This is a genomic window from Lysobacter panacisoli, assembly GCF_009765165.1.
Taxonomy (GTDB): Bacteria; Pseudomonadota; Gammaproteobacteria; order Xanthomonadales; family Xanthomonadaceae; genus Lysobacter_J; species Lysobacter_J panacisoli.
On the sequence record NZ_VLNU01000001.1, the window covers coordinates 539612 to 566180 of the forward strand.

The 26569-nt window shown below is 67.6% G+C and carries 29 protein-coding genes and 1 tRNA gene; 8 read left to right on the top strand and 22 right to left on the bottom strand.

Annotation, left to right across the window (positions count from 1 at the left end; translation table 11 throughout):
• Positions 1 to 7: 7 nt before the first annotated feature.
• Both FOF45_RS02725 and FOF45_RS02730 read left to right on the top strand, forming a co-directional pair.
• The gene (locus tag FOF45_RS02725) at positions 8 to 511 is read left to right on the top strand and encodes a hypothetical protein (RefSeq protein WP_158982487.1); all 504 of its coding nucleotides are present in this window, start codon (positions 8 to 10) and stop codon (positions 509 to 511) included.
• 26 nt (positions 512 to 537) lie between these two features.
• Complete coding sequence (locus tag FOF45_RS02730) at positions 538 to 1011, top strand: hypothetical protein (protein ID WP_158982488.1); 474 nt, start codon at positions 538 to 540, stop codon at positions 1009 to 1011.
• A 17-nt stretch (positions 1012 to 1028) separates the two neighbouring features.
• Here FOF45_RS02730 and hrpA read toward each other — a convergent pair whose 3' ends face one another.
• On the bottom strand, positions 1029 to 4973 hold the full coding sequence (hrpA, locus tag FOF45_RS02735) for an ATP-dependent RNA helicase HrpA (protein WP_158982489.1): 3945 nt from the start codon (positions 4971 to 4973) through the stop codon (positions 1029 to 1031).
• Positions 4974 to 5062: 89 nt separating this feature from the next.
• Between hrpA and FOF45_RS02740 the strand changes: the two genes are divergently transcribed.
• The 6 genes from FOF45_RS02740 to FOF45_RS02765 all read left to right on the top strand — a co-directional run bounded on the left by FOF45_RS02740 (position 5063) and on the right by FOF45_RS02765 (position 9277).
• Positions 5063 to 5602: a Dps family protein gene (locus FOF45_RS02740; RefSeq protein WP_158982490.1), complete on the top strand. Its 540-nt coding sequence runs from the start codon at positions 5063 to 5065 to the stop codon at positions 5600 to 5602.
• A gap of 141 nt (positions 5603 to 5743) precedes the next feature.
• Positions 5744 to 7555, top strand: a complete 1812-nt coding sequence (recQ, locus tag FOF45_RS02745) for a DNA helicase RecQ (RefSeq protein WP_158982491.1) — start codon at positions 5744 to 5746, stop codon at positions 7553 to 7555.
• An 85-nt stretch (positions 7556 to 7640) separates the two neighbouring features.
• Positions 7641 to 8048: a GFA family protein gene (locus FOF45_RS02750; RefSeq protein ID WP_158982492.1), complete on the top strand. Its 408-nt coding sequence runs from the start codon at positions 7641 to 7643 to the stop codon at positions 8046 to 8048.
• 14 nt (positions 8049 to 8062) lie between these two features.
• Positions 8063 to 8497 (top strand): GFA family protein, encoded by a 435-nt coding sequence (locus tag FOF45_RS02755; RefSeq protein WP_158982493.1) that lies wholly within the window; start codon positions 8063 to 8065, stop codon positions 8495 to 8497.
• A gap of 128 nt (positions 8498 to 8625) precedes the next feature.
• Entirely contained in the window at positions 8626 to 9036 is a 411-nt protein-coding gene (locus FOF45_RS02760; RefSeq protein WP_158982494.1) for a hypothetical protein, read from the top strand.
• Between the two features lie 34 nt (positions 9037 to 9070).
• Positions 9071 to 9277, top strand: coding sequence for a hypothetical protein (locus FOF45_RS02765; RefSeq protein WP_158982495.1), 207 nt, complete (start codon positions 9071 to 9073; stop codon positions 9275 to 9277).
• A gap of 242 nt (positions 9278 to 9519) precedes the next feature.
• Here the strand turns inward: FOF45_RS02765 and FOF45_RS02770 are convergent, their stop codons facing one another.
• The 21 genes from FOF45_RS02770 to aspS all read right to left on the bottom strand — a co-directional run bounded on the left by FOF45_RS02770 (position 9520) and on the right by aspS (position 26509).
• Positions 9520 to 9885 (bottom strand): DUF4019 domain-containing protein, encoded by a 366-nt coding sequence (locus tag FOF45_RS02770; RefSeq protein ID WP_158982496.1) that lies wholly within the window; start codon positions 9883 to 9885, stop codon positions 9520 to 9522.
• Positions 9886 to 10077: 192 nt separating this feature from the next.
• The gene (gene aqpZ, locus FOF45_RS02775) at positions 10078 to 10803 is read right to left on the bottom strand and encodes an aquaporin Z (RefSeq protein ID WP_199244420.1); all 726 of its coding nucleotides are present in this window, start codon (positions 10801 to 10803) and stop codon (positions 10078 to 10080) included.
• A gap of 196 nt (positions 10804 to 10999) precedes the next feature.
• Positions 11000 to 11075 (bottom strand) — tRNA-Lys (locus tag FOF45_RS02780).
• Between the two features lie 105 nt (positions 11076 to 11180).
• Positions 11181 to 11879, bottom strand: a complete 699-nt coding sequence (gene queC / locus FOF45_RS02785) for a 7-cyano-7-deazaguanine synthase QueC (protein ID WP_158982497.1) — start codon at positions 11877 to 11879, stop codon at positions 11181 to 11183.
• A gap of 24 nt (positions 11880 to 11903) precedes the next feature.
• On the bottom strand, positions 11904 to 12581 hold the full coding sequence (queE, locus tag FOF45_RS02790; RefSeq protein WP_158982498.1) for a 7-carboxy-7-deazaguanine synthase QueE: 678 nt from the start codon (positions 12579 to 12581) through the stop codon (positions 11904 to 11906).
• Positions 12582 to 12632: 51 nt separating this feature from the next.
• Entirely contained in the window at positions 12633 to 13451 is an 819-nt protein-coding gene (ybgF, locus tag FOF45_RS02795) for a tol-pal system protein YbgF (RefSeq protein ID WP_158982499.1), read from the bottom strand.
• Between the two features lie 21 nt (positions 13452 to 13472).
• Entirely contained in the window at positions 13473 to 13985 is a 513-nt protein-coding gene (gene pal, locus FOF45_RS02800) for a peptidoglycan-associated lipoprotein Pal (protein WP_158982500.1), read from the bottom strand.
• 73 nt (positions 13986 to 14058) lie between these two features.
• Positions 14059 to 15375, bottom strand: coding sequence for a Tol-Pal system beta propeller repeat protein TolB (gene tolB, locus FOF45_RS02805; RefSeq protein WP_158982501.1), 1317 nt, complete (start codon positions 15373 to 15375; stop codon positions 14059 to 14061).
• 85 nt (positions 15376 to 15460) lie between these two features.
• The gene (locus tag FOF45_RS02810; RefSeq protein ID WP_158982502.1) at positions 15461 to 16426 is read right to left on the bottom strand and encodes a cell envelope integrity TolA family protein; all 966 of its coding nucleotides are present in this window, start codon (positions 16424 to 16426) and stop codon (positions 15461 to 15463) included.
• Positions 16426 to 16875 carry a protein TolR gene (gene tolR, locus FOF45_RS02815; RefSeq protein ID WP_158982503.1) on the bottom strand — a complete coding sequence of 150 codons (450 nt, stop codon included), beginning with the start codon at positions 16873 to 16875 and terminating at the stop codon, positions 16426 to 16428. Before tolR ends, FOF45_RS02810 begins: the two co-directional genes overlap by 1 nt.
• Before the next feature lie 91 nt (positions 16876 to 16966).
• On the bottom strand, positions 16967 to 17752 hold the full coding sequence (gene tolQ, locus FOF45_RS02820) for a protein TolQ (protein WP_158982504.1): 786 nt from the start codon (positions 17750 to 17752) through the stop codon (positions 16967 to 16969).
• A gap of 63 nt (positions 17753 to 17815) precedes the next feature.
• Positions 17816 to 18259, bottom strand: coding sequence for a tol-pal system-associated acyl-CoA thioesterase (gene ybgC, locus FOF45_RS02825; protein WP_158987161.1), 444 nt, complete (start codon positions 18257 to 18259; stop codon positions 17816 to 17818).
• Positions 18243 to 19283 (bottom strand): Holliday junction branch migration DNA helicase RuvB, encoded by a 1041-nt coding sequence (gene ruvB, locus FOF45_RS02830; RefSeq protein WP_158982505.1) that lies wholly within the window; start codon positions 19281 to 19283, stop codon positions 18243 to 18245. Before ruvB ends, ybgC begins: the two co-directional genes overlap by 17 nt.
• Positions 19284 to 19344: 61 nt before the next feature.
• Positions 19345 to 21273, bottom strand: a complete 1929-nt coding sequence (locus FOF45_RS02835; protein WP_158982506.1) for a KUP/HAK/KT family potassium transporter — start codon at positions 21271 to 21273, stop codon at positions 19345 to 19347.
• A gap of 39 nt (positions 21274 to 21312) precedes the next feature.
• Positions 21313 to 21903: a Holliday junction branch migration protein RuvA gene (ruvA, locus tag FOF45_RS02840; RefSeq protein ID WP_158982507.1), complete on the bottom strand. Its 591-nt coding sequence runs from the start codon at positions 21901 to 21903 to the stop codon at positions 21313 to 21315.
• Entirely contained in the window at positions 21900 to 22427 is a 528-nt protein-coding gene (gene ruvC / locus FOF45_RS02845) for a crossover junction endodeoxyribonuclease RuvC (protein ID WP_158982508.1), read from the bottom strand. The genes ruvA and ruvC overlap by 4 nt, the downstream gene beginning before the upstream one ends.
• A gap of 22 nt (positions 22428 to 22449) precedes the next feature.
• Complete coding sequence (locus tag FOF45_RS02850; RefSeq protein ID WP_158982509.1) at positions 22450 to 23178, bottom strand: YebC/PmpR family DNA-binding transcriptional regulator; 729 nt, start codon at positions 23176 to 23178, stop codon at positions 22450 to 22452.
• A 36-nt stretch (positions 23179 to 23214) separates the two neighbouring features.
• Positions 23215 to 23850: a lipase family alpha/beta hydrolase gene (locus FOF45_RS02855; protein ID WP_158982510.1), complete on the bottom strand. Its 636-nt coding sequence runs from the start codon at positions 23848 to 23850 to the stop codon at positions 23215 to 23217.
• A gap of 42 nt (positions 23851 to 23892) precedes the next feature.
• Positions 23893 to 24411, bottom strand: a complete 519-nt coding sequence (locus tag FOF45_RS02860; protein ID WP_199244531.1) for a GNAT family N-acetyltransferase — start codon at positions 24409 to 24411, stop codon at positions 23893 to 23895.
• Complete coding sequence (locus FOF45_RS02865) at positions 24411 to 24698, bottom strand: DNA primase (protein WP_158982512.1); 288 nt, start codon at positions 24696 to 24698, stop codon at positions 24411 to 24413. The genes FOF45_RS02860 and FOF45_RS02865 overlap by 1 nt, the downstream gene beginning before the upstream one ends.
• Before the next feature lie 20 nt (positions 24699 to 24718).
• Positions 24719 to 26509 carry an aspartate--tRNA ligase gene (gene aspS, locus FOF45_RS02870; protein WP_158982513.1) on the bottom strand — a complete coding sequence of 597 codons (1791 nt, stop codon included), beginning with the start codon at positions 26507 to 26509 and terminating at the stop codon, positions 24719 to 24721.
• Positions 26510 to 26569: the final 60 nt, after the last annotated feature.

The following is a 26569-nucleotide window of genomic DNA, read 5'->3' on the forward strand; positions in this document are numbered from 1 at the left end:
ACAGCGCATGCCCCCGATTCGCCTTCCCTCGTCCGCCCGCGTCGCCCTGCTCGCGCTGGTCCTGTTGCCGCTCGCCGGCACCGCGTGGGCCCAGCAGAAGATCGAACAGCAGATGACGCCGGAGCAGTTCCGCGCCACGGGCCTGGATCGGCTGTCGCCGGAACAGCTGGCGAACCTCAACGACTGGCTGCAGGGCAAACTGCAGCTGGAAACGGCGAAGGCGGTGGAAGTGGCCAAGCAGGAGCAGGCCGACGACCGTCGCGGCCTGTTCGAGCGCACCTCGAACGAACCGATCGCCGCCAAGCTCGACGGCGAATTCACCGGCTTCGGCCGCGGCCAGCGATTCACCCTCGACAACGGCCAGGTGTGGCAGCAGGTCGACGACGCATCGCTGACCATCGGCCGCGTGGCGAACCCGCAGGTGAAGCTGACGCCGGGCATCATCGGCGCGTCCTGGTATCTGTCGATCGACGGCTACAACACCCGCGCCAAGGTGCAGCGGGTCAAGTGACGCCATCCATGACGAGGAATAATCCGATGCGTTCGTTCGCCGCACTTCTCGCACTCGCGCTGCTGCTCGTCGCCTCCGTTGCAGGCGCGAAGCCGCCGTACGTGCCCCTTGAACAGCGGCTCACCGCCGAGCAGCTGCAGGCGACCGGACTGGACACGCTCTCTGCCGAACAGCTGCGCCTGCTCAACCAGTTGCTCAGCGAAGACCGTGAGAACGTGGCCAAGGCCGCGGTGGCCGAGCAGGCCGCCAACGACGTCGGCCTGCGCGAGAAGCGCACGCCGACGCAGTCCGTGACCGCGAACGTGCAGGGCGAAGTGAAAACGCTGGCGCGCGGCAGCACGATCACGCTCGACAACGGCCAGCGCTGGCGCGTGAACGAAGGCAGCCTTTACCTGCGCAAAGGACTGACCAATCCGCCGGTGGTGATCGAGCCGGGCTTCATGGGTGTGTGGTACCTGAAGCTCGACGGCCAGTCGCTCAAGGTCCAGCGCGTCGACTGACGCGCGGCTTCACGGTCTCAACGGCGCAGCTGCGACAGCCGCTGCGCCAGCTTCTTGGGCGAGACGCCGCCACGCGTGCCCAGTTCCTGCGCGAACAGCGACACGCGCAGTTCCTCCAGGTCCCAGCGCAGCGCCTGCCATTCGGGCACGTCTGCCTCGCCGGCACGCTGCGCCTGCGCGAGCGCATCGGCGAACGGTTTGAGTTCGAGCATGCGAGCCTGGTCGCGCACCGGATCGCGCAATGCGCGCTCGCCGCGTAGTGCCAGCGCCTTGAGGTAGCGCGGATACTCGCGCAGCGCGTCGGCGGGCACGTTGCGCAGGAACCCCGGCGGCGTGAGCGTGGCCAGGTGCGCACGCATGTCGTCGAGATTGCCACTGGCCCAGCCCATCAACGGCGATTCCAGCTTGGCGCGCGCCTCGGCGACGGCGGCGAGGATCGCCTCGGCCTGCCTGAGCCGCTCCATCGCATCGCCGAAGACCTGCTTGCCGATGGCCTCGCGACGCGCGGCGAAGGTATCCGCGTCGCGGACGTCGCCCAGCCCTTCGGCAGCGAGCGAGGCGAACGCGCCGTCGACGAGGTCCGCACGCAGGCGGTCGCCTTCCTTCAGCCCATCGGTGCGCGGCGCGGCCGCTTCGATCGAGGCATACAGCAGCCCCATCTTCGGCGTGACCGGCAGCTGCTTGCGCGCCTGCTTGAGCTTGTCGGCCAGCGCGATCGCGAGCAGGCGACGCACGCCGCGTGGATGCTCGCGACGCGCGACGTCGCGCTCGGCATGCACGCGCAACGACACGCTGCCGCCGTCGTCGTGCAGCGCCGGGTATGCGGGCACGCCGCCCGCACCGGGCACGGATTCGGGAATCGGCGACTCGGGGAACGTCGTCAAACCGCTCTGCGCGAGCCCGTCCGCCGCCTTCGCCGCGAACGCCACCGCCGCGCGTTCGCCGAACCGCAAACGCAGGTCGTCGAGATCGCGCGACTCGGCCAGCACGGTCTTCCCATCACGGTCGAACAGGCGCAGGTTCATGCGCAGGTGCGGTTCCAGTGCGGACTCGTCGAAGTCCGTGGCGCCTACCGCGACGCCGCCGAGTTTGTGCAGGAAGCGCGCAAGCTCGCCCGTGATCGCATCCGAAGACGATTGCGGATACGCCTCGAAGAACGCACGGGCGAAATCCGGCGCCGGCACGAAGTTGCGCCGCAAGGTCTTGGGCAGCGTCTTGATCAGCGCGGCCGCCTTGTCCAGCACGAAGCCCGGCGCGAGCCACGTCAGCCGCACCGGATCGAGCGCATTGAGCAGGTGCAGCGGCACCGCGACGGTCATGCCGTCGTCGCTCGAGCCGGGCTCGAAGCGGTACTTCACCGCAAGGCGTACGTTGCCCAGGGCGAGGTACGGCGGGAACCGCACCGCATCGCTCTCGTCGCCGACCATCAGGTCCGACAGCGACCATTCCAGTGTCGCCTTCTCGGCCGGCGGCAACTTGCCGTACCACGCATCCAGCGCCTGCGCGTTGTGCACGTGCGGTGGCAGACGGTCGAGGTACCACTGCGCCATCCAGTCCTCGTCCACGACCAGTCCGCTGCGACGCTGCTTGGCTTCTTCCTCGCGCGCCTTGGCCAGCACGGCGAGGTTGCGCGGCAGGAATGCGGCCCGCGTGTTGATCTCGCCGGTCACCAGCGCATCGCGCGCGAAGATCGCACGGCTTTCCTCGGGGAAAAGCGCGCCGTAGTGGACTGGCCGCTTCGGCGCGAGGACCAGTCCGAACAGGCTGATCTGCTCGCTCCCGAGCACGCGCCCCTGCGAACGCGACCAGTGCGGATCGTGTTGCCGGCGCGAGAGTAGGTGTGGCAGTTCGGCGATGGCCCAGTCGGGTTCGATCGCGGCATTGGTCAACGACCACACCCGCTCGGTGTCGAGCAGCGTCGCCGACAGTACCCACGGTGGCGGTTTCTTCGCCAGCGGCGAACCGGGGAAAAGCTGGTACTTGCGGCCACGCGGGCCGTCATAGCCCTTGTCGCTGCGCGTGCCGATCTGCGTCGGCAGGCCGGCGATCAACGCTTTGTGCAAGGTGGCGTAGGCGGACGTGTCGAGCACGCCGTGTTCGTTCGTCGCGGCGCGCGATTCCTTCCATTGCAGCTCCTCGCCCATCAGCTTGAGCTGGCGGTGGAGCTCGCGCCATTCGCGCATGCGCAGGAAGCCGAGGAAGCGTTTCTCGCACCATGCGCGCAGCTTCGACTGGGTGAGGTCTTCGTGCGCCGTCTGGTAGGCGTCCCACAGCTTGACGATGCCGACGAACTCGGACTTCGCATCGGCGAATTCGGCGTGTGCGTTGTCGGCCGCGGCGCGCTGGTCGGCGGGACGTTCGCGCGGGTCCTGGATACCGAGGAACGAGGCGATCACCAGCATCTCGCGCACCACGCCGTGCTGGTTGGCGGCGACCAGCATACGAGCGAGTTTCACGTCGACCGGCATGCGCGCCATCAGCTTGCCGACCGGCGTCATCCGGCGCTGCTCGTCGACCGCGCCGAGTTCGGACAACTGCTGCCAGCCATCGGCGATCGCACGCGGATCGGGCGGTTCGAGGAACGGGAATTCCTCGATCTGGCCCAGTCCCAGTGCGAGCATGCGCAGGATCACGCCGGCGAGTGCGGCGCGGCGGATCTCCGGATCGGTGTAGCGCGGACGCGATTCGAAATCCGCTTCGGAGTACAGGCGATAGCAGGTGCCTTCGCTGATGCGTCCGCAGCGGCCCTTGCGCTGGTCGGCGCTGGCCTGGCTGACCGGTTCGATGTGCAGGCGATCGAGCTTGCCGCGCGGGCTGTAGCGCTTCACGCGCGCCAGGCCGGGATCGACCACGTAACGGATGCGCGGCACCGTCAGCGACGTTTCGGCGACGTTGGTCGCCAGCACGATGCGGCGCTTCGGACCGGGATTGAACACGCGGTCCTGGTCGCGTACCGACAGCCGCGCGTATAGCGGCAGCACTTCGGTCTCGCGGTACTTGCGGCGTTCGAGTGAGAGGTGCGCATCGCGGATCTCGCGCTCGCCCGGCAGGAACACCAGCACGTCGCCGCGAGGATCCTCGCGGGTGATCTCGTCGCACGCGGCGACGATGCCATCGTTGATGGTGCGTTCGCCCGCGTCTTCGCTCTCGCCTTCGAGGGGGCGATAACGCACCGACACCGGATAGCCGCGGCCTTCCACGTTCACCACCGGCGCGCCGCCGAAGTGCGCGGCGAAGCGTTCGGTGTCGATCGTCGCCGAGGTGACGATGATCTTCAGGTCCTTGCGACGCTGCAGCAGCTGCTTGAGGTAGCCGAGCAGGAAGTCGATGTTGAGGCTGCGTTCGTGCGCCTCGTCGATGAGGATGGTGTCGTACTGCGAGAGCCAGCGATCGGACTGGATCTCGGCCAGCAGGATGCCGTCGGTCATGAACTTCACCGCGGTCTGCTCGCCGACGTTCTCGGTGAAGCGCACCTGGTAGCCGACCGCGCCGCCCATCGGGGTCTGCAGTTCTTCGGCCACGCGGCGCGCGACGGCGCGCGCGGCGATGCGGCGCGGCTGGGTGCAGCCGATCATGCCGGCGGCGCCGCGACCAGCGGCCAGGCACAGCTTGGGCAGCTGGGTGGTCTTGCCCGAACCGGTCTCGCCCGCAATGACCACCACCGGATGCGCACGGATCAGCTCGACGATCTCGTCGGCCTTTGCCGCAATGGGCAGGTTGGGATCGACCGGGGCCTGCGGCAGCGATGCACCGCGCGCCTCGCGCTGGGCGATGGAGGCGGTCAGCGCCTGCGAAAAGGCATCGCGGGCACGGGCATCGGCGGGCTTTCCGCTCCAGCGCGACCACAGTCCGTGCAGGCGGCCACGGTCCCGGCTCAACGCGCCGTCGATGGCGCGCCGGGCCTGGCGTAACGCATTGCTGACATCGGCCTGACTAGACTGCGCCGGGTCCATTGAGTTCATCGATCACACTGCAAGTCAAAAACCATTTCACATCGCGGTCGGCACGACCTATTGTCGCCGCAACGCCATGAGCGAAGGGAGAAACACCGATGGCCAAAGCCAAAGCCAAGAACGCCAAGTCCAAGGCCCCGCAGCAGCCTGCGGCCGGCCACCCGGGCATCGATATCGGGATCAGCGCGGGCGACCGCAAGAAGATCTCGGACGGCCTGTCGCGCTTCCTGTCCGACAGCTTCACCCTGTACCTGAAAACCCACAACTTCCACTGGAACATCACCGGGCCGATGTTCAACAGCCTGCACGTGATGTTCGAGGCCCAGTACACCGAGCAGTGGAACGCGCTGGACGAGACCGCCGAGCGTATCCGCGCCCTGGGCTTCAACGCGCCGGGCTCGTACGCGGAGTTCATCCGCCTGAGCTCGATCCCGGAGGAGCCCGGCCTGACCGAAGCGCCGGACTGGCGCGAGATGGTACGCCAGCTCACCGTCGGCAACGAAGCGGTGGCGCGCACGGCGCGCAAGGTGCTCAAGACCGCCGACGACGCCGGCGACGACCCGACCGTCGACCTGATGACCCAGCGCCTGCAGACCCATGAGAAGTACGCGTGGATGCTGCGCTCGCTGCTGGAGTGATCGTGGGCGCCTCCTGCGCGCCCCGAGGGATGTGAACACCGGACCCGGATCAGGCCCTGCCCGATCCGGGTTCTGCTTTTCAGGCGGAGCGTCGCGGGCTTCTCCGAAGGGCGTGCGCCACCCGCCCGTTACACTGTGCGCATGTCCGACCCCGCTCTCGATCTGCTCCGCCGCATCTTCGGCCACCCCGGATTCCGCGGCGAACAGGCCCAGATCGTCGAGCAGGTGACCAGCGGCGGCGACGCGCTGGTGCTGATGCCGACCGGCGGCGGCAAGTCGCTGTGCTACCAGCTGCCCGCGCTGCTGCGCGAGGGCTGCGGACTGGTGGTGTCGCCGCTGATCGCGCTCATGCAGGACCAGGTCGAAGGCCTGCGCCAGCTTGGCGTGCGCGCGGCCTACCTCAATTCCACGCTCGATGCGGCGTCCGCCGCGGACATCGAACGGCAACTGCTGGCCGGCGAGCTGGACCTGCTCTACGTCGCGCCCGAGCGCCTGCTGACCGCGCGCTTCCTGTCGCTGCTCGAACGTGCGCGCATCGCGCTGTTCGCGATCGACGAGGCGCATTGCGTCTCGCAGTGGGGTCACGATTTCCGCCCCGAATACCGCCAGCTCACCGTGCTGCACGAACGCTGGCCGGACATTCCGCGCATCGCCCTCACCGCCACCGCCGACGCGCCGACACGACGCGAAATCGCCGAGCGGCTGAACCTGGAGGATGCGCGCCAGTTCGTCAGCTCCTTCGATCGCCCCAACCTGCGCTATCGCGTGGTGCACAAGGACGGCGGCGGCGTGCGCCAGCTGCTGGATTTCCTGCACGGGCATCGGGGCGAGAGCGGCATCGTCTATGCGTTCTCGCGCAAACGCGTTGAGAGCGTGGCCGAACAACTGCAGGCATCGGGCATCGACGCCCTGCCCTACCACGCGGGCATGGACGCCTCCATACGCGCGGCGAACCAGCGGCGCTTCCTGCAACAGGACGGCATCGTGATGGTGGCGACCATCGCCTTCGGCATGGGCATCGACAAGCCGGACGTCCGCTTCGTCGCGCACGTCGACCTGCCCAAGTCGATCGAGGGTTACTACCAGGAAACCGGCCGTGCCGGACGCGACGGCGAGGCGGCCGAAGTCTGGCTGAGTTACGGCCTCGGCGACGTGGTGAACCTGCGCCAGCTGATCCAGCAGGGCGAGGCCGGTGAGGAACGCAAGCGACTGGAACTGGGCAAGCTCGACGCGCTGCTGGGCTATTGCGAATCGACCCAGTGCCGGCGCCAGGCGCTGCTGGGCTGGTTCGGCGAACCGCACGCCGGCGCCTGCGGGAACTGCGACAACTGCCTGGACCCGCCGCGCAGCTGGGACGGCACGGAAGCCGCGCGCAAGGCGTTGTCGTGCGTGTACCGCACCGGCCAGCGCTTCGGCGCGGGCCACATCATCGACGTGCTGCGCGGCGCGAGCACGGACAAGGTGCAGCAGTGGGGCCACGATCGCCTGAGCACCTGGGGCATCGGCAGCGACCTCGATGCGCAACAGTGGCGCGGCGTCTTCCGCCAGCTGGTCGCGTCGGGCCTGCTGGAAGCCGACGTCGAACACCACGGCGCGCTGCGCCTGACCGTCGCCAGCGGCCCGGTGCTGCGCGGCGAACGCGAACTGCGCTTCCGCCACGAAGCGCCCAAGCCGGCGCGCGGGCGCAAGTCGCGCGGCACGGCGAGCGCGTCCCTGCCCGACCTCGATCCCGATTCGCAGATCCGCTTCGACGCGCTGCGCGAGTGGCGGTCCACGACCGCGCGCGAACAGAACGTCCCGGCGTATGTGATCTTCCACGACAGCACGCTGCGCGCCATCGCGCAGGCCGCGCCCGAGGACCTGGACGAGCTGGGGCGCATTCCCGGCATCGGCGCGAGCAAGCTCGACCGCTACGGCGAAGCCGTCCTGCAGCACCTGTTCGACAACGCCTGAGGGCCCGGCACGGGCCCCTCGCGCCGTGGATACGCGTTCCGTCGTATAACCGCCAGAGCGCCACGTCAGGGTCGTGGAGGCCGAAATGGGCCTGTGCATCGAAGGAGGCTGCCTGTGCGGCGCGATCCGCTATCGCGCCACGGCGCCGCCTATCTCGCGGAGCATCTGCCATTGCCGCAGTTGCCGCCGCGCGGGTGGCGCGCCGTCCGTCGCATGGTCGACTTTCCACGTGAACAGCCTGGTCTTCTGCCAGGGCGTTCCGATGCGCTACCCGTCCTCGGAGGATGTGGTGCGCACCTTCTGCGGCAACTGCGGCACGCCGCTGAGCTATCGCCACGTCCTGGACACGGACACCATCGACATCACCACGGCCACGCTGGACGCACCGGAACAGTTTCCGCCGACGCGCGAAACCTGGATCGAGCACAAGCTGCCGTGGGAACGATTGAACGAATCGACGCGCCATTACCCGCGTGGCGGCGACGGCAACTGACACAGGAGCGTCACATGGATGCGGAGGTCTTCGAAGGCGGATGCCTGTGCGGCGCGATCCGTTACCGCGCGAGTGCGAGTCCAATGCGCGGCGTCATCTGCCACTGCGAGATGTGCCGGCGCCATTCGGGTGCACCGGCGCTGGCATTCGTGCACTTCCCCGTGGATGCGTTCGCATGGTTGCAGGGGGAGCCGTCGTGGTACCGCTCGTCAGTGAACGCCGAGCGTGGCTTCTGTGCGCAGTGCGGCAGCACGCTGGGCATGCGCGAAGCGGTGCTGGCCGACCGCGTACAGGTCAGCGCGGGCAGCCTGGACACACCGGACCGCGTGCGTATCGACGACCACGTGTGGACGCGCTCACGCATTGCGTGGTTCGACGTGGACGACGGACTGCCCCGGTTCGCGACCAGCAGCACGGCGGTTCCGAGTCGCGCGGCTGATCCGGAATAGACACGCGTCATAGGTCCGGTGCTGAGCGCGCCGTCAGAGTGAGCCGTGGTCGCGAGGTCGGATTCGTCTGATGGCCCGGTGCGGGTGACGGCGCAAGAATGCCGCGTTTGCCATTTCGTCCAACCGTCATGTCCTCCAGGTTCCCGGGGTTCCAGAAGGCCCTCATCATGGCCGTCGGTGTGCTGACTCTGTGCACGGCGGCCGTCGTCAGTTTCGCCTTCAGCAATCGCACCCGCGCATGCCTGGACGCGCCGCGGGCCGGCGACCTCTACATGGCTCGCATCAGCGCGCTGCGTCCGGGCGTGACAGCGACGTCGTATGCGCTGCTGCGAGTGGAGGAGGTGCGCGGCGATCGCATTGTTGCCCGCGCCTCGTCCGAGCGCTCGTCCAACAAGCGACGCATCTACCGGCAGCTGGACGAGGTGAAGCGCAAGGCGGCGGCGTTCGCGCCGTCCGATGTGTTCATGCTGCCCCGTGACGACTTGCGCGAATTGCACGACCGCGGCGTGATCCTGGTCGCGCGCCATCTGGACTCTTGACCTGACCAACGAATCGATTGCCGGAAGCATCGCCATGACACGAGAACACGAAGCCCTTCGGGGCACCGCGCTCTGGTTCACCATCGCCGCAATGGCGATCGCCATCGCCGTCGCCCGCCTGGTGTATGGCGGCGATGTGTCGCGGGCGATCCTCGTATGCGTGATATCGCTGTTCCCCGCCGCGTCGTACATGGCGCGCTGGTTGCGCCGTCGTAGTCTGCGGATCCAGAGACGCACCTGATCCCATCGGGGATCGCCTCACACCTGATGGCCCGATAGAGCGATGGAGCCGCGGCAATCGCGACGCGGTCGTAGGGAATGGCCTGGAGCGGTAGACGACGCGCCGTTTGCGGCCGATGATCCGCCGGTTCTATTCTCCTGTCAGTGCAGTGACCTGCTCGCAGCGCTGATGTCGAAGGAAATCGACGTGCCCGGACTGGCGCGCATGCCTGTCGATGACAACACCGCACCGAACGACGTGGCTCAGCGCAAGGCATAACCGCTGAGTCGCCAGACGCCGTCCGCGTCGTGCCGAAGCGTGATGAGCTCCTGCCCAGGCTGGCCGTCGCCGAAGGCGACATCGAATACCACGTTGACGTAATGGCCTGAGGGCAAGTCGCCCTTGCCATCACTGGCTCTGCGCTGGACCGATACCCATCGTCGGTGGCGAACGCCGCCCATCTCGCGCCGCTGTGCATCAACGCTCTCACCTAGGGCATCGGCGTGCGCGCATGCCAGTGCGGCCGGTGATGCGCGCTCCCACAGCGACATGGACTGCCCCCCGTCCATCGCCTCCAGGAGTTTCCATGCGGCGTTGATGAGGCGTGTGGCGTCTATTGCGTCGGGCATGGGAAAGGAAAGGTGGCCGGCCAGCGCCGGCTGTCAGTGACCCTGCCTGCAGCCCCCATCGTTCTTCACTGAAGCGAGAAAGCTCGCCCGCTCGAACTGCTGGAAGCCACGATCCGGATCGTCGGTACTGGCCGGCGCAGAGGAGGAATGAGTCGACGGAAGATCGCCCGAATGAGCGATGCTCCAAAGACATCAGGCGGATTCGCCGTCGAGGCAACGGTAAGCGATGGCACCGAGTACAGCCCCGAGAATGGGTGCCACCCAGAACAGCCACAGCTGCGACATCGCCGGCGCACCGGCCATGAAGGCGATACCGGTAGAACGGGCCGGATTGACCGAGGTATTCGTCACCGGAATGCTGATGAGGTGGATCAGCGTCAACGTGAGACCGATGGCCAACGGTGCAAAGCCCGCGGGCGCACGCGCATGCGTGGTGGCAAGGATCACGATCAGGAAGACCGCTGTGAGCACGGTTTCGATGAGGAATGCCGTCATCAGACCGTAACCACCGGGGGACATCGCATCGAAGCCATTGCTGGCAAACGTGCCCGGCGCGTTCGGATCGATGAAGAAGCCGGGCGCGCCGGAGGCGATCAGGTACAGCACATACGCGGCGAGGGTCGCACCAATCAACTGCGCGCCGATGTATGGCGCCAGGTCGCACGCCCGGAAGCGGCCACCAGCCCACAAACCGATGCTGACCGCCGGATTGAAGTGGCCACCGGAAATCGGACCCAGCGCATACGCACCGGTTACCACGGTCAGGCCGAATGCCAGCGAGACGCCCAGCAAACCGATGCCGAGCGGATTGCCGTCACCGCCGAACTTCGCCGCCAGGACTGCGCTGCCGCAACCGCCCAGTACCAGCCAGAACGTGCCGATGCACTCGGCCGCCATGCGTTTGATCACACTGCCCATTCCCGCTCCTTAGCGTCGTGCCGATGCAGCGGATCGACAGACCGCCGCTCAAAGGGCGTAATTCTTCGCGGGTAGACGAGATGGTGAAATCAGAGCATTCCGAGTTCAGGAAACGCGAATAGAGACAGAAGCGTCACATCGCGTTGGCCCGAAAATCATCGTTGGATGATTCCGATCGCCTGTCGAGTTTCTGAAATGGTGGGCCGTGATGGATTCGAACCATCGACCAGCGGATTAAAAGTCCGATGCTCTACCGACTGAGCTAACGGCCCACTTGGAGTCGCGCGTCCGCGATGCGGGCGCAGTCCCGGCGTTGCGCCGGGGCGTGCATTCTAGCGCAGGCCGCCGTGACGGTGCAGGCAGCGTGCCGTGGAGATTCAGGCGTAACGCGTGGGATCGGGGACGCCGGCGGCGGCGAAACCTTCGGCGCGCAGGCGGCAGGCGTCGCAACGGCCGCAGGCGCGGCCCTGATCGTCGGCCTTGTAGCAGGAGACGGTCTGCGCGAAGTCCACGCCCAGACGCACGCCTTCGCGCACGATGTCGGCCTTGCTCATGAACTGCAGCGGCGCGTGCACGCGCAGGCCCGCGCCTTCGACACCCGCCTTGGTGGCGAGATTGGCGAGCTTCTCGAACGCTTCGATGAACTCCGGACGGCAGTCGGGATAACCCGAGTAGTCGACGGCGTTGACGCCGCAGAATATGTCGTTCGCGCCCAGGACTTCGGCCCAGCCCAGCGCGATCGACAGCATGATGGTGTTACGCGCGGGGACGTAGGTGACGGGGATGGCGTCCTTGACCGCATCCTGTCCGACGGCGTGGCCGTCGTCATCGGTCGGCACGCTGATGCTTTCGTCGGTGAGCGCCGAGCCGCCGATGCTGCGCAGGTCGACGTTGACGGTCTTGTGCGCGACCGCGCCGAGCGAACGGGCAACGCGGTCGGCCGCTTCCAGCTCGGAGGTGTGGCGCTGGCCGTAGCGCACGCTGAGTGCATGCACGGCGTAACCCTGCGCGCGGGCGATGGCGACGACGACGGCGGAGTCCATCCCGCCCGATACCAGGACCACGGCATTCTTCATGTGTTTTCCCTCATGCGAGCCGGCTCAGCGGCCCGGCTCGTCGTTCCACAGGATCTTGTGCAGTTGCAGCTGGAAGCGCACCGGCAACTTGTCGGCGACGATCCAGTCGGCGAGGTCGCTCGGCTTGATCTGGGTAAAGCTGGGCGAGAACAGCACGTCGCAGACGCCGGTCAGGCGATGCTCGGCGACGATGCCCTTGGCCCAGTCGTAGTCCTCGCGCGAGCAGATGACGAACTTCACCTGGTCGCGCGGCGTGAGCAGCGGCAGGTTCGACCACAGGTTGCGGTGCACTTCCATCGAACCGGGCGTCTTGATGTCGAGCACGCGCGACACGCGCGGGTCGACGTCGGCGATGTCGATGGCACCGGAGGTTTCCAGCGAGACGTCGTAACCGGCATCGCACAGGCGCGCGAGCAGGCCGATGCAGCGCTTCTGCGCGAGCGGTTCGCCGCCGGTGACGCAGACGTGGCGGGCGCCGTGCGAGGCGACTTCGGCCAGGATGTCGTCGATCTGGCGCCACTCGCCACCGTGGAAGGCGTAGGCGGTGTCGCAATACTGGCAACGCAGCGGACAGCCGGTCAGGCGCACGAAGACGGTGGGCCAGCCGATGCTGTTGGCCTCGCCTTGCAGGGACAGGAAGATCTCGGTGATCCGCAGCCGTTCGGGCGACGCGGATGCCGCATCGAGGGGGACGGCGTTCATCCCGCCATTTTAGCGGATCGCGGCCGACGAGCGGCTCTAACGCGGCGGGCGTTAGCGCAGGCGGCCGAGTTGCAGGGCGTTGAGGCGATCGCTGGCCGAGCGGGCGGCATCGGTGCCGGGATAGCGGGTGGAGACGTCGGCGAGCGTGCGCTCGGCGGCCTCGACCTGCTTCAGGCCGATCTGCGACAGGCCGACCTTGAGCATCGCGCCCGGGGCCTTGTCATGGGTCGGGTAGCGGTCCAGCAGGGACTGGAACTGCACCTGAGCGAGCTGGTAGTTCTGGGTGACGTAGTAGCTCTCGCCCAGCCAGTACAGCGCGTTGGGCGTGTAGGTGCCTTCGGGGTAGGTCTCGATGAAGGCCTGGAACAGGCGCGAGGACTCGACGTAGTCGCCGCCCTTGAGCGCATTGAACGCGGTGTCGTACGCGGCGCGTTCGTCAGAATTCTTGGCCAGCGCGCCCTTGTCGCCGTAGACCGCCGGTGGGCGGTCCTTCGCGGAAGCCGATGGGCTGGCGGGCTTGGCCGGGGGCTTGGCAGCCGGAGCCGGGGCGGCGTTGGTGGCCGGCGGGGTCACCGGGGCGCCGCTTTCCAGACGATTGATGCGGCCGTCCAGGTCCAGGTACTGGGCCTTGGAGCTCTGCAGCAATTGCTGGTTCTGCTGTTGCAGTTCTTCGATCTGGGAACGCAGTGCCTGCACTTCGTTGCGAAGCTGGCTGACCTGGTTGAGCAGGTCGACGTTGCCCTGGTTGTTGGATGCCTGCTGCTCGAGCGCGGCGACGCGATCGGCCAGGCTGGCGCGTTGCGCGGCGGCGGGCGCGGCGGCCACGAGGGCCGCCGCGAACGCTGCTGCAAGTAGGGTCTTGCGGACCATCACAGCGAGTACCGTGACCGCTTACTTGGCGGTGTACACGATCTCGACGCGACGGTTCTTGGCCCAGCAATCCTCGTTCGAGTCGGTGCAGACCGGGCGCTCTTCGCCGTAGCTGGTCACGGTGATCTGGCTGCCCGAACCACCGTTGGCCTGGATGGCCGACGACACGGCGTTGCCGCGGCGCTCGCCCAGACCCAGGTTGTACTCGCGGCTGCCGCGCTCGTCGGCATTGCCTTCGAGGGTCATGCGCGAGGACGGACGGTCACGCAGGTACTTGGCGTGGCAGCCGACGATGGCCTGGAACTCCGGACGCAGGCTGTCCTGGTCGAAGTCGAAGTAGACGACGCGCTGACGCAGGCAAGCGTCGGTGTCGAGATCGTTCGGGCCATAGACGCCCGAGGTCGCGGGCTGTTCGACAGCCGGCGGCGGGGTGGTGGTGTCGGCCGGGGGAGCTTCTTCCTTGACCTTCTTCGAGCAGGCCACGGCTGCGGTGCAGAGCACGGCGGCGAGCAGGATGCGAGTGGTGTTATTCATGGTGTTCCTCGTCGTTACGGGCGTGGGACAGTACGGGGAAAAACAGCTAGTGCGATACACCGCTTTCGTTATATCAGCGCGGCAAACGGAACGGCCCCCAAGCCGGCTCACGCACGTCCCCATCAGCCAGCACCAGGCGCTGGCGCACCCGGGCATCGGACGAAACGGCGTAGAGCACGCCCCGGCGGCCCTCGCGCGCAGCATAAAGGATCATTGCGCCATTAGGGGCAAAGCTGGGCGATTCGTCGAGGGATCCCGGCGAAAGTGTGCTCCAGCGCGCAGCACCCAGCGTGCTGTCCATCAACGCGATGCGGTACGTGTTGCCTGCGCCCTGGGCGGTGGCGATCTTCTTGCCGTCGGCCGACACGCTGGCGGTGGCGTTGTAGCTGCCCTGGAATGTCACGCGCGTGGCGCTGCCGCCAGTGGACGGCACCGAGTAGATCTGCGGACGACCACCGCGGTCGGAGGTGAAGTAGATCGTGCCGCCGTCGGCGCTCCACGTCGGCTCGGTATCGATGCTGAAGTGGTTGGTGAGCTGGGTCAGCGCCTTGCTGCCCAGGTCCATCACGTAGATCTCCGGATTACCGCTACGCGAGAGCGTCAGCGCCAGCCTGCGACCGTCGGGCGAGAACGACGGCGCGCCGTTGATGCCGCGGTACTTGGCGATCAGCTCGCGGCTGCCGGACGTGATGTTCTGGATGTAGATCGAGGAGTTGCCGCCTTCGAAGCTGACATAAGCCAGTCGGCTGCCATCCGGGCTCCACGACGGCGACAGCAGCGGCTCGGGCGAGCGCACCACGGTCTGCGGATTGAAACCGTCGGAGTCGGCGACCATCAGCGCGTACTGCGCGCCCTTGCCGGTACCGGTGGCGGTGACGTAAGCGATGCGGGTGAAGAACGCGCCGCGGATGCCGGTGATCTTCTCGTACACCGCGTCGGAGATCTGGTGCGCGACGTCGCGCATCGCGTTGGCGCGCGCGGTCAGCGCGAAGCCGAGCAGGCGCTGCTGCTTGGCGACGTCGAGCAGTTCGTACTCGACGCGATAGCTGCCGGCGCCGGCATCGAGCACGCGACCGACCAGGAGATAGTCCTGGTTGAGCGCGCGCCAGGTCGGATAGTTGACCTCACCGCCGCGGGTGGGCTTCTCGACGATGTCGTTGAGCGGCAGAGGACGGAACTGGCCCGAGCGGGCGAGATCCGCGGTCACCACCTGCGAGACATCGGTCTGCGGCGCGGTCGCGCTGCCCTGATAGGGCATCGGCACGACCGTGATGGGAAGCGCCGCGGCATTGCCGCCGACGATGTCGATCTCGAGCCCCTGCTGGGCTGCGGCGGTCAGGGGCAGGAGGAAGGCGAGCGCGCAGGCCAGCCAGGCGAGAGGTCGTTTCATCGGCACTCCAGTCGGTCGGACGGTCAATCCGTTCAGCTTTGTAGTGTGAACAGCAGCAAGTGAACGCCGGCTCAAAGAAGCGGGCTCAGCGGTCCTGTGCGGTGAAATTCAGGGTCAGATTGCGGGAAAAAACCTGCTCGAAGCCGGCATATGGCAAAGGCTGGGCCTTGCGCACGGCGGCCTCGATCGAGCGCTGGCCCTGTTCGTCGTACGAGCACGGCGAGCCGACCTCCACGTCCATCACCTGCCCGCCCGGCAGCTGCCGGATCAGCAGCGTGCAGCGGGCGCCGAGCGGAATGCTCTCCGGGCGGGTCCACTTGGAGACGATCGCCTCCTGCAGCGCCGCGGCATAGCGGGCGCGCAGGCTGGCATCGACACCGTTGTTGCCCGGCGGCGGACTGGCATCGCTGGTGCTGCTGCCGGTCGCCTGGGTGGCGCGGGCGTCGGCGAGCTGGCGCAGCCGCTGTTCGGCCAGGTCGGCCTGGCGCGTGGCCTGGCTGACTTCGCGCGCGGCGGCTTCGCGCTTGCGGCGGATTTCGGCGAGCTTGCGGTCGCGCTCCTGCTGTTCAGCGGCGAGGCGGCGCTGCTGCTCGACTTCCTGCTGGCGCTTCTGCTCGGTCAGGTCGACCTGCTCCTGCTTGCGCTTGAGGTCCTGTTCCTTCTTCTCGTCGGCCGGCGTTGGCGTCGGCGCGTCGACCACGGCTTCCTGGTTCTCGCGATCCGGCACCGGGATGAAATCCTGCGGCGACTGCTGCGGCGGCGCGACCGCATCCTGCGGCGCAGGCTCGGGCAACGGCTGCGGCAGCGGCGCGACGTCCTCGGGTTCCGGCGGCGGCGTCACCGGCTCGGGACGGTTGCGCAGCGTGCGACGCATCGCCGGCGACAACGCGTTGGCGTCGATCAGCTCCGCGGTCACGGGCGAACCGGCCACGGAAATGGGCGCCGTCGCACGCGTCCACAGCAGTCCGACGAACATCGCCCCGAACAGCAGTGCATGCAGCAGCAACGCCCAGAAGAACGCCTGCGCGGTGTCGGCGCGCGTCTCCCGCATCAGCGACCGCCCTGCGTGGCCTGGTCGGGCTGGCTCATCAGGCCGACTTTCTTGACGTTGGCAGCCTGCAGCAGCACGAGGGCGTCCATCACGCGCTGGTAGTTGGCCTTGGCGTCGCCGGCGACGAACACCGCGGCGTTCGGGTTCTGCGCGACGATGCCGCGCACCTTCGCCTGCAACGTCTCGGCGGTGACCGCCTCGTTGCTGCCGGACTGGACGGTCAGGAAGTAATTACCTGATGCATCGACGCTGATGATGATCGGGTCCTTCTTCTCCTGGATCGACTTCGCGTTGGACTGCGGCAGGTCGATGTCCACGCCCAGGTTCAACAATGGCGCCGTGACCATGAAGATGATCAGCAGCACCAGCATCACGTCGATGTACGGAACGACGTTGATCTCGGCTTTGAGCTTGCGCTTGCGATGGCGACGCGCGGCGATACCGGCCATGGCCTTCCTCAGATTGCCCAGCGCGTCAGCGACCAGGGCGGCAGTTGAAGAGTCCGCACATGGATGTGCGGGTTCTTGCGAGGGACTCGCATTAAACCTCGTCGACCTGGCGCTGCAGGATCGACGAGAACTCTTCCGAGAACGCGTCGTAGCGCACGGCGATCCGCTCGACCTTGGTCGCGAAGCGGTTGTAGGCCCACACGGCCGGGATCGCGGCGAACAGGCCCATCGCGGTGGCGACCAGCGCTTCGGAGATGCCCGGCGCGACGGTGGCGATGGTCGCCTCCTTCATGTTGGCCAGGCCCTGGAACGAAATCATGATTCCCCACACCGTGCCGAACAGACCGACGTACGGACTGATCGAACCGACGTTGGCGAGGAATTCGAGGTTGTGCTCGAGCCCGTCGACCTCGCGCGAACCGGTCGCGCGCATGGCGCGCTGCGCGCCTTCCAACTGCATGCGGCTGTCGGAACCACGACGCTGGCGCAGGCGGCCGAACTCGCGGAAGCCCGCTTCGAAGATCGCCTCCAGGCCGCCGATGTCGCGATTGCGCTCGGTCGCGCCGGCGTAGAGCTTGGACAGCTCGGCGCCGGACCAGAAGCGTTCCTCGAACTGGTCGGCCTCGCGCGCGGCGCGGTCGAGCACGCGCTTCTTGCGGAAGATGATCACCCACGAGGCGATCGAACCGAACAGCAGCAACAGCATGACCAGCTGCACCGGGATGCTCGCGTGCAGGACCAGCTGCAGCAGGTTGAGGCTGTTGTTGTCGGCGGCCCCGGCGGCCAGCGCCTGCGTGGCCTGCGCCGCGGTGTTGGCGGCTTCTTCGGGCAGGGCTTCCACGGTCGTGGCCTGCAGCGCGGTCAGCAATGGCGTCATGCTTGGTTCTCCGTGCCCGTCGCGCGGGACTGTCTGGCTTGTTGCAAGTTGGAATTCTTCAGGTCACCGCGGCCGTTCGAGCGCCGGCCGTTCGAGGGCCTTCAGCTCGCCCAACAGCGGCGACGGGATCGGTCGCGGGCGGAACCCGCCGGCGTCCAGCGCCGCCACGCGCACCTGCGCGGTCAGCAGCAGCTCGTCGCCGCGGCGGATGGCCTGGGAGAACACCGCGCTGGCGCGGCGGCACTCCGTCAGCTCCGCGCTCACTTCCAGCGCATCGTCCAGTCGCGCCGGTTTGAGGAAGTCGAGCTGCATCGCACGCACTGCGAACACCAGATCGTGCTGCAGCCGCAGGAGTTCCTGGCCGTAGCCCTGGGCGCGCATCCATTCGGTGCGGGCGCGTTCCAGGAAGGCCAGGTACTGCGCGTGGTAGACCACCCCACCCGCGTCCGTATCTTCCCAATAGACGCGTGTCGGCCAACTGAACGTCGCCTCAACCGCCACGGTCAGACTCCTCGAAAAGCCCGCCGGTGGCGGCCTTGGGCTTGAGCCCGACGTGCCGGTAGGCCTTGGCCGTGGCCATGCGCCCGCGCGCGGTGCGGATCAGGTAGCCCTGCTGGATCAGGTAGGGCTCGATCACGTCCTCCAGCGTCCCGCGCTCCTCGCTGAGCGCGGCGGCGAGCGATTCCACGCCGACCGGGCCGCCATCGAAGGACTCGATGATGATGTTGATCAGGCGACGATCGAGTTCGTCGAAGCCTTCCGGATCGACCTTGAGCATCGCCATCGCCGCATCCGCGGTCTCGCGGGTGATGGCGCCATCGGCGCGCACCTGGGCGTAGTCGCGCACGCGGCGCAGGAGGCGGTTGGCGATGCGCGGCGTGCCGCGCGAACGGCGCGCGATCTCGGCCGCGCCCTCGGGTTCGCAGGCGATGCCGAGGATCTGCGCGGAGCGGCGCACGATCCGGGTCAACTCTTCCGCGTTGTAGAACTCCAGTCGCTGGACGATGCCGAAACGATCGCGCAGCGGCGCGGTCAGCAGGCCGGCGCGCGTGGTGGCGCCGATCAGCGTGAACGGCGGCAGGTCGAGCTTGATCGAGCGCGCGGCCGGGCCTTCGCCGATCATGATGTCGATCTGGTAGTCCTCCATCGCCGGATACAGCACTTCCTCGATCGCGGGCGAGAGGCGGTGGATCTCGTCGACGAACAGCACGTCGTGCGGCTGCAGATTGGTCAGCAACGCGGCCAGGTCGCCTGCCTTCTCGATCACCGGGCCCGAGGTCTGGCGCAGGTTCACGCCCAGCTCGTTGGCGATGACGTGGCTCAGCGTGGTCTTGCCCAGTCCGGGCGGGCCGAAGATCAGCACGTGATCGAGCGCCTCGCCACGGCCCTTGGCGGCCTCGATGTAGATCTTCATCTGCTCACGCACCGGCTGCTGGCCGAGGTACTCGTCCAGCCGCTTCGGGCGGATCGAGGCCTCGATGGCCTCGTCCTCGCGCGTGGCGCCGGCAGCGATGATGCGTTGATCGTTCATGGGCCTATGTTCGCACGCGCGCAGGGCCCTTCACAGCGACGCGCGGCACGCCCCGGCCGCGTCAGATCTCGACCTGCGCGCCCAGTTCCACCAGCCGGTTGCCCGGAATGCGGAAGAAACCCGTCGCCGGCGCGGCGTTGCGGTGCATGAATGCGAACAGGCGATCGCGCCAGATCGGCATGCCGCGGTGGCGGCTGGCCACCACGGTCTCGCGGCTGGCGAAGTACGTGGTGTCCATCGGGTCGAAATAGGTGCCACCGGCGTCGCACGAGCGCATCAGCGCCAGCGGGACGTCGGGCACTTCCATGAAGCCGAAGCGGATCAGCACGCGGTAGAAGTCGTCGCCGATGGCTTCGATCTTCAGGCGCTTTTCCTTCGGCGCGTACGGGATGTTCAACGTTTCCACGGTGAGGAACACGTTGCGCTCGTGCAGCACCTTATTGTGCTTGAGGTTGTGCAGCAACGCGTGCGGCACCACGCCCTTGTCGGCGGTCATGAAGATCGCCGTGCCCGGCACGCGCACCGGCGGCGCCAGCATCAGACCGGGCAGGAAGCTGTCGAGCTGGATGCCTTCCTTGCGCACTTCCTCATGCAGCAGCTCGCGACCGCGGCGCCACGTGCGCAGCAGGGTGAACACCACCACGCCCAGCAGCAGCGGGAACCATGCACCGTCGAAGAACTTGGCGCCGTTGGCGACCACGAAGCCCACGTCGACCGCGAAGAACACCAGGCACAGCGGCAGCACCCAGGTGCGCCAGCGCGGCCACAGCGCGCGCGCCACCAGCGCCAGCAGCAGGGTGTCGATCAGCATCGTCGCCGACACCGAGATGCCGTACGCCGTCGCCAGCGCGGTGGAGCTGCGGAACATCAGCACCACCACCAGCACGGTCACCATCAGCAGCCAGTTGATGTACGGGACGTAGATCTGGCCGATCGTCTCGTGCGAGGTGTGCTTGATCTGCATGCGCGGCAGGAAGCCCAGCTGCATCGCCTGTCGCGCCACCGAATACGCACCGGTGATGACCGCCTGCGAGGCGATCACCGCGGCCATCGTCGCCAGCACGATCATCGGGTACAGCGCCCACGGCGGTATGGCCTCGAAGAACGGGTTCTTCACCGCTTCCGGATGCGCCAGCACGAACGCGCCCTGCCCCAGATAGTTGAGCGTGAGGCACGGCAGGACCAGGAAATACCACGAGTGGCGGATCGGACGCGGGCCGAAGTGGCCCATGTCGGCGTACAGCGCCTCGCCACCGGTCACGGCCAGCACGACCACGCCGAGGATCGTCACCGACAGCAGGCCATGCTCGCCGAAGAAGCGCATGCCCCACATCGGGTTGAGCGCGCGGATCACCTCCGGCGCCTTGACGATGTTGTACAGGCCGATCAGCGCCAGCGAGGCGAACCACACCAGCATCACCGGGCCGAACACGCGGCCGACCTTCTCGGTGCCGAAGCGTTGCGCCAGGAACACCAGCACCAGGATCACCACCGACAGCGGCACGATGAAACGGTGCAGTCCCGGTGCGGCGACTTCCAGGCCTTCCACCGCGCCGAGCACGGTGATCGCCGGCGTGATCACGCTGTCGCCGAAGAACAGCGACGCGCCGAAGATGCCGAGGATGCCGACCACGTAGGCCGATCGCGATCCTTTGGCGAGCGTGCGCTGGGCCAGCGCCATCAGCGCCATGATGCCGCCCTCGCCCTGGTTGTCGGCGCGCATGATGATGGTCACGTACTTCAGCGTGACCACGATCATCAGCGCCCAGAACACCAGCGACAGCATGCCCAGCACCGTGGCCTGATCGACGACCATGCCCAGCTGCTTGGCGAAGTGCGGCGAGAACGCCTCCTTCAGCGTGTACAGCGGGCTCGTTCCGATATCGCCGAAGACGACGCCGATGGCGCCGACCATCAGGCCCGGCAGGCCTTGCTTGCCGTGCCCGCTATGGCCGTGGCCGGCGGGAGTGGAAGGAACGGAAGTGGACATGGATGCGTCTGCGAGGGGCCGCGCGGAGGCGGCCGTGGCTCAACGAAGCGCGGACTTTAGCGCTTTGCGGATGATGGCGGCGGCGTCGTCGCCGCTGGCGGTGGCCTCACGGGCCATGCGTACGGCCTCGGCCGGCTTGTAACCCAGCTGTTGCAAGGCGATGACCGCCTCGCTCTGCGGGTCGGGCGCTCCACCGGGACTGGAAAGAGTCGCACCGACACCGGCGAGGTCGGCCGCCCGGTCGCGCAGCTCCACGACCATGCGCTCGGCGGTCTTCTTGCCGATGCCGGGAATGCGCGTCAGCGCGGTGATGTCGCCGGCCTGGACCAGACGCGCGAACTCGTCCACCGACACGCCCGACAGCACCGCCAGCGCGATCTTCGCGCCGATGCCCGAGACCTTCTGCACGTCGCGGAACAGGCGGCGCTCGCCCTCGCGCAGGAAGCCGTACAGCGAAACGCTGTCTTCCTTCTGCGCGTAATGGGTGAACAGCGAGATCTCGCGACCGAGATCGGGCAGGTCGTAGAAGGTGCTCATCGGCGCTTCCAGCTCGTAGCCGACGCCGTTGACGTCCACGACGAGCCAGGGAGGCTGCTTGAGGACCAGGATTCCCTTCAAACGACCGATCATGCCCCGCGTCTCCGCAACAGATGGGTGGACAGCCCGGTTCGCGCCGCGGTGGCGCTCATGTGGGCATGGGTGAGTGCGACCGCGAGCGCATCCGCGGCATCGGCCTGCAACTTCACTTCGGGGAGGTTCAACAGCAGCCGCACCATGTGCTGGACCTGCTGCTTGTCGGCGGCACCGCGCCCGACGAGGGACTGCTTGATCACGCGCGGCGGGTACTCGCTGATGGGAATGCGCCGACGCACCACCGTCGCCAGGGCCGCGCCGCGGGCGTGGCCGAGCTTCAGCGCCGAGGTCGCCGACTTGTCCATGAAGACCGTCTCGATCGCGACCTGCTGCGGCTGCCATTCGTCCAGCAGCGCTTCCAGCCCTTCGCACAGCAGGCCCAGACGCGAAGGAAAGTCCTCCGCGTCGAGCAGCTTCAGCGCCTGCGCGTGCACGTAGGTGCAGCGCCCGTCGGCGGCGACGTCGATGACGCCGATGCCGGTGCGCTGGGAGCCAGGGTCGATACCCAGGATTCGGATCACGTGATCAGCCTACGCCATTCGCTCAGGCGTAGGCGTCCTCGCCGAGGTCGGCGTTGGAATACACGTTCTGGACGTCGTCCATGTCCTCCAGCCAGCGCAGCAGCTTGACCACCTGCTGCGCGGTCTCGCCGCTGACGGCGATGTCGTTGTCGGCGCGCAGGGTCACCTCGGCGATGTCCGCCTTGAGGCCGGCGGCGTCCATCGCGGCCTTGACCGCCTCGAACGCGTCCGGCGCGGTGACCACGTCGATCGCGCCGTCGTCGTAGACCACCACGTCGTCGGCGCCGGCATCGATGGCGAGCTCGGTGATCCTGTCCTCGTCCACGCCGGCCGCGAAGGACAGCACGCCGAGTTTCTTGAACATGAAGGACACCGAGCCGTCGGTGCCGAGGTTGCCGCCGAACTTGCCGAACGCGTGGCGCACGTCGGCCACGGTGCGGACCTTGTTGTCGGTCAGGCAGTCCACGATCACGGCCACGCCACCGGGGGCGTAGCCCTCGTAGCGGATTTCCTCGTAGCTGACGCCTTCCAGCTCGCCGGTGGCCTTCTTGATGGCGCGCTCGATCACGTCCTTGGACATGTTGACCGCGAGGCCCTTGTCGATCGCGGCGCGCAGGCGCGGATTGCCGTTGGGATCGCCGCCGCCGCTGCGCGCGGCCACGCCGATCTCACGGATCACCTTGGTGAAGATCTTGCCGCGCTGCGCGTCGACCGCGTTCTTGCGGGCCTCGATGGAAGGACCTCTGCCCATGATTCGTCCGGATGGAGCTTGTCGAAGCCGGCAATTTTACTCGATTGGACCGTTCGCGCCTGCCGGATCGAAACGGCCGTGTCGGAAGAACGAAACCGCCTGCCGGGCCACCTCCGGCGAGAGCAGCAGGCCGGTATGGCTGGTCGCGACGATGGTGTGGTCGGCCAGGCCCGGCAGACGTGTCTCGTCCACGGCCACGGTGCCGTCGTTGGCCCCGGCGAAACGGCCGAAATAGCGGCCCAGCCCGAGCGGCGTGCTGCCGGCGACCACGCCGACCTCGGCCGCGCCGTGCCACGGTCCGCAGCCCTGTCGCAGCAGATCGGCGCTGCGGCCCAGCGAAGCCGCACTCCAGGCGTATCCGGCCAAGCCCGCCGCCGCCCCGCTCCCGCACAGCGGCGAGCCGAGGCACACCACGCGGGACACCGGCAGATCTGGATTTCGTTCGAGCGCGGTAAGGGCGACCAGTCCGCCCAGGCTGTGCGCCAACAGATGGGCAGGACGGTCGCCCAGGTGGCGGGCCAGTCGCGGCACGGCCGCATCGGGTCCGCCAGCGACGGTGGCGTAGCCGAAGATTTCCGTCGCGAAGCCCACCGCGCGTAGACGCCGGGCCAGCCAATGCATCGACAACCGGGGCATCCACAGACCGTGGAGCAGGATCACGCGCTCATTCATGCGGCGATGTTGCCTCACTCGCACGCCGAACGGGATGCAGCGTCAGCGGGTCGGCGCGCGCCGCAGGATGAACTCGTGGTCGCGCGTGTCGCCGACGACGAAGTCGTACGCGCCGACGCGCTCGAAACCATGCCGCGCGTAGAAGCGCTGTGCGCCGAAGTTCTCGCTCCACACGCCGATCCACAGCGTGCGTGGGCCATCGCGTTCGAGCCACTGCATCGCGGCGTCGAACAGGCGTCCACCCCAACCACCGTTCTGGTGGCCGTGCAACACGTACAGGCGCTTGAGCTCACCGTCGCCGGGTTGCACCTCGTCATGCGGAAGGCTGCAGGCGCCGGCGGTGGCATAGCCCACCGCCGCGCCGTCGTCCTCGATCAGCCAGGTCGCGTAGCCGGCATCGGCCAGCAACTGCGCCCAGGCGTCGATCGCGTAGGCCTCCGCGAGGAAGGCCTGCAGATCCTGCGGCGGATACAGATGGCCGAAGGTCTGGGTGAAACATGCCACGGACAGCGCCGACAGCGTCGCGGCGTCGGCCGGCGAAGCGCGGCGCAGTTCCATGATTACTCGTCTTCCTCGACTTCCTCGTCGTCTTCCTCGGACTCCTCGTCCTCTTCGTATTCCTCGTCGTCCTCGCCTTCTTCCTCTTCCTCGTAGTCCTCTTCGCCGAAGTCCTCGCCGTCCCAGCGGAACTGGCCATCGGGCACGAAGGTCAGGGCCATCGCGGCGGGCGAGGTGCCCACGCGAACCAGCCAGCCGCCGAAGACGCGCGCGCGTTCGGTCACCAGGCCGGCATCGGCGCCTTCATTGGTTAGCTTTTCCCACTGCAGGGCAAACGTGTTCTCGGTCATTGCTTTGCTTTTCCTTTCGATCAAGCCTTGGGACGAACCATCACATGCACTTCCGCCAGCTGCGCGTCCGGCACCGGCGACGGCGCGCCGGTCATCAGGCACTGCGCAGTGGTGGTCTTGGGGAACGCGATCACGTCACGGATCGACTCCGTACCGGCCATCAGCGCGGCGATGCGGTCGATGCCGAACGCGATGCCGCCGTGCGGCGGCGCGCCGAAACGCAGCGCGTCGAGCAGGAAGCCGAACTTGCCTTCGGCCTCTTCCGCGCCGATGCCGAGCAGCTCGAACACCGCGCTCTGCATCGCCGAGCTGTGGATGCGGATCGAACCGCCGCCGATCTCGTTGCCGTTGAGCACCATGTCGTAGCCGCGCGACACCGCGGTCTTCGCGTTAGCGCGCAGGTCGGCGATGTCGTCCACCGCCGGCGCGGTGAAGGGGTGATGCAGGGCGACGTAGCGCTGGTCTTCGTCGTCCCACTCGAACATCGGGAAGTCGGTGACCCACAGCGGCGCCCAGCCTTCGGCGACCTGGCCCAGGTCCTTGCCCAGCTTCAGGCGCAGCGCGCCCATGAAATCGCTGGCCGACTTGTACGTGGCCGCACCGAAGAAGATCGCATCGCCCGTGGTCGCACCGGTGGCGGACACGATCGCCGCCAGCGTGGCGTCGTCGAGGAACTTGGCGATCGGCGAGTTGATGCCGTCGCGGCCCTTCGCCGCGTCCTCGACCTTCATCCACGCCAGGCCCTTGGCGCCGAACTTGGCGGCGTGGGCGGCGTAGTCGTCGATCTGCTTGCGGCTGAGCGTCGCCGCGCCCGGCACGCGCAGCGCAACGACGCGGCCATCCTCATGGTTGGCCCAGTCGGTGAAGACCTTGAACTCGCAAGCCTTCACCAGATCGGCGATGTCGGTGAACTCCATCGCGATGCGCAGGTCCGGCTTGTCCGAACCGTAGCGACGCATCGCTTCGGCGTAGGTCATGCGCGGGAACGGATTGGCCAGCTCGACGCCCATCACTTCGCGGAACACCGAGCGGATCATCTCCTCGGTCATGTCCTGCACGTCGCGCTCGGACACCCACGCGAACTCCATGTCGAGCTGGGTGAACTCCAGCTGGCGATCAGCGCGCAGCGCCTCGTCGCGGAAGCAGCGCGCGATCTGGTAGTAGCGGTCGAAGCCGGCCATCATCAGGATCTGCTTGAACAGCTGCGGCGACTGCGGCAGCGCGTAGAACTCGCCCGGATGCATGCGCGCCGGCACCAGGAAGTCGCGCGCGCCTTCCGGCGTGGCCTTGGTGAGGATCGGCGTCTCGATGTCCTGGAAACCGCGCGCGTCGAGATGGCGACGCAGCGCCTGCACCAGCTTGATGCGCGTGCGCATCTTGCGCTGCATTTCCGGCGTGCGCAGGTCGAGGTAGCGGTACTGCAACCGGATGTCCTCGCCCGGGTTCTCGTGGGCGTGGAACGGCAGCGGCTCGGCCTTGTTCAGCACCTCGATCTTCGTCGCGACCACTTCGACCTGGCCGGTCTTGATCTTGTTGTTGACCGACTCGCGCTTGCGCACCACGCCGGTGATGCGCAGGCAGTCCTCGTAACCCACCTGGGCGGCGGTCGCGAGCACGGCGGCATTGGCCTCGCCCGCGCCCAGCACCGGGTCGGTCGTCGGCTCGGCCACGATCTGGACGATGCCCTCGTGGTCGCGCAGGTCGATGAAGCACAGGCCGCCGAGGTTGCGGGCGACGTCGGCCCAGCCGCACAGGGTGACGGTCTGGCCGATCAGGGCCTCATCGACGAGGCCGCAGAAGTGGGTACGCATGGGGGCTCCGGAAATCGCAACGGTCCGGCTGTCGGGCCGGAGAACTGGGCATTCTAGCGA

What these genes read in the sequence shown, in the direction of transcription:
- FOF45_RS02725 (WP_158982487.1), top strand. Translation starts at nt 8, where the DNA reads ATGCCCCCGATTCGCCTTCCCTCGTCCGCCCGCGTCGCCCTGCTCGCG.
- FOF45_RS02730 (WP_158982488.1), top strand. Translation starts at nt 538, where the DNA reads ATGCGTTCGTTCGCCGCACTTCTCGCACTCGCGCTGCTGCTCGTCGCC.
- hrpA (WP_158982489.1), bottom strand. Translation starts at nt 4,973, where the DNA reads ATGAACTCAATGGACCCGGCGCAGTCTAGTCAGGCCGATGTCAGCAAT.
- FOF45_RS02740 (WP_158982490.1), top strand. Translation starts at nt 5,063, where the DNA reads ATGGCCAAAGCCAAAGCCAAGAACGCCAAGTCCAAGGCCCCGCAGCAG.
- recQ (WP_158982491.1), top strand. Translation starts at nt 5,744, where the DNA reads ATGTCCGACCCCGCTCTCGATCTGCTCCGCCGCATCTTCGGCCACCCC.
- FOF45_RS02750 (WP_158982492.1), top strand. Translation starts at nt 7,641, where the DNA reads ATGGGCCTGTGCATCGAAGGAGGCTGCCTGTGCGGCGCGATCCGCTAT.
- FOF45_RS02755 (WP_158982493.1), top strand. Translation starts at nt 8,063, where the DNA reads ATGGATGCGGAGGTCTTCGAAGGCGGATGCCTGTGCGGCGCGATCCGT.
- FOF45_RS02760 (WP_158982494.1), top strand. Translation starts at nt 8,626, where the DNA reads ATGTCCTCCAGGTTCCCGGGGTTCCAGAAGGCCCTCATCATGGCCGTC.
- FOF45_RS02765 (WP_158982495.1), top strand. Translation starts at nt 9,071, where the DNA reads ATGACACGAGAACACGAAGCCCTTCGGGGCACCGCGCTCTGGTTCACC.
- FOF45_RS02770 (WP_158982496.1), bottom strand. Translation starts at nt 9,885, where the DNA reads ATGCCCGACGCAATAGACGCCACACGCCTCATCAACGCCGCATGGAAA.
- aqpZ (WP_199244420.1), bottom strand. Translation starts at nt 10,803, where the DNA reads ATGGGCAGTGTGATCAAACGCATGGCGGCCGAGTGCATCGGCACGTTC.
- queC (WP_158982497.1), bottom strand. Translation starts at nt 11,879, where the DNA reads ATGAAGAATGCCGTGGTCCTGGTATCGGGCGGGATGGACTCCGCCGTC.
- queE (WP_158982498.1), bottom strand. Translation starts at nt 12,581, where the DNA reads ATGAACGCCGTCCCCCTCGATGCGGCATCCGCGTCGCCCGAACGGCTG.
- ybgF (WP_158982499.1), bottom strand. Translation starts at nt 13,451, where the DNA reads ATGGTCCGCAAGACCCTACTTGCAGCAGCGTTCGCGGCGGCCCTCGTG.
- pal (WP_158982500.1), bottom strand. Translation starts at nt 13,985, where the DNA reads ATGAATAACACCACTCGCATCCTGCTCGCCGCCGTGCTCTGCACCGCA.
- tolB (WP_158982501.1), bottom strand. Translation starts at nt 15,375, where the DNA reads ATGAAACGACCTCTCGCCTGGCTGGCCTGCGCGCTCGCCTTCCTCCTG.
- FOF45_RS02810 (WP_158982502.1), bottom strand. Translation starts at nt 16,426, where the DNA reads ATGCGGGAGACGCGCGCCGACACCGCGCAGGCGTTCTTCTGGGCGTTG.
- tolR (WP_158982503.1), bottom strand. Translation starts at nt 16,875, where the DNA reads ATGGCCGGTATCGCCGCGCGTCGCCATCGCAAGCGCAAGCTCAAAGCC.
- tolQ (WP_158982504.1), bottom strand. Translation starts at nt 17,752, where the DNA reads ATGACGCCATTGCTGACCGCGCTGCAGGCCACGACCGTGGAAGCCCTG.
- ruvB (WP_158982505.1), bottom strand. Translation starts at nt 19,283, where the DNA reads ATGAACGATCAACGCATCATCGCTGCCGGCGCCACGCGCGAGGACGAG.
- FOF45_RS02835 (WP_158982506.1), bottom strand. Translation starts at nt 21,273, where the DNA reads ATGTCCACTTCCGTTCCTTCCACTCCCGCCGGCCACGGCCATAGCGGG.
- ruvA (WP_158982507.1), bottom strand. Translation starts at nt 21,903, where the DNA reads ATGATCGGTCGTTTGAAGGGAATCCTGGTCCTCAAGCAGCCTCCCTGG.
- FOF45_RS02850 (WP_158982509.1), bottom strand. Translation starts at nt 23,178, where the DNA reads ATGGGCAGAGGTCCTTCCATCGAGGCCCGCAAGAACGCGGTCGACGCG.
- FOF45_RS02855 (WP_158982510.1), bottom strand. Translation starts at nt 23,850, where the DNA reads ATGAATGAGCGCGTGATCCTGCTCCACGGTCTGTGGATGCCCCGGTTG.
- FOF45_RS02865 (WP_158982512.1), bottom strand. Translation starts at nt 24,698, where the DNA reads ATGACCGAGAACACGTTTGCCCTGCAGTGGGAAAAGCTAACCAATGAA.
- aspS (WP_158982513.1), bottom strand. Translation starts at nt 26,509, where the DNA reads ATGCGTACCCACTTCTGCGGCCTCGTCGATGAGGCCCTGATCGGCCAG.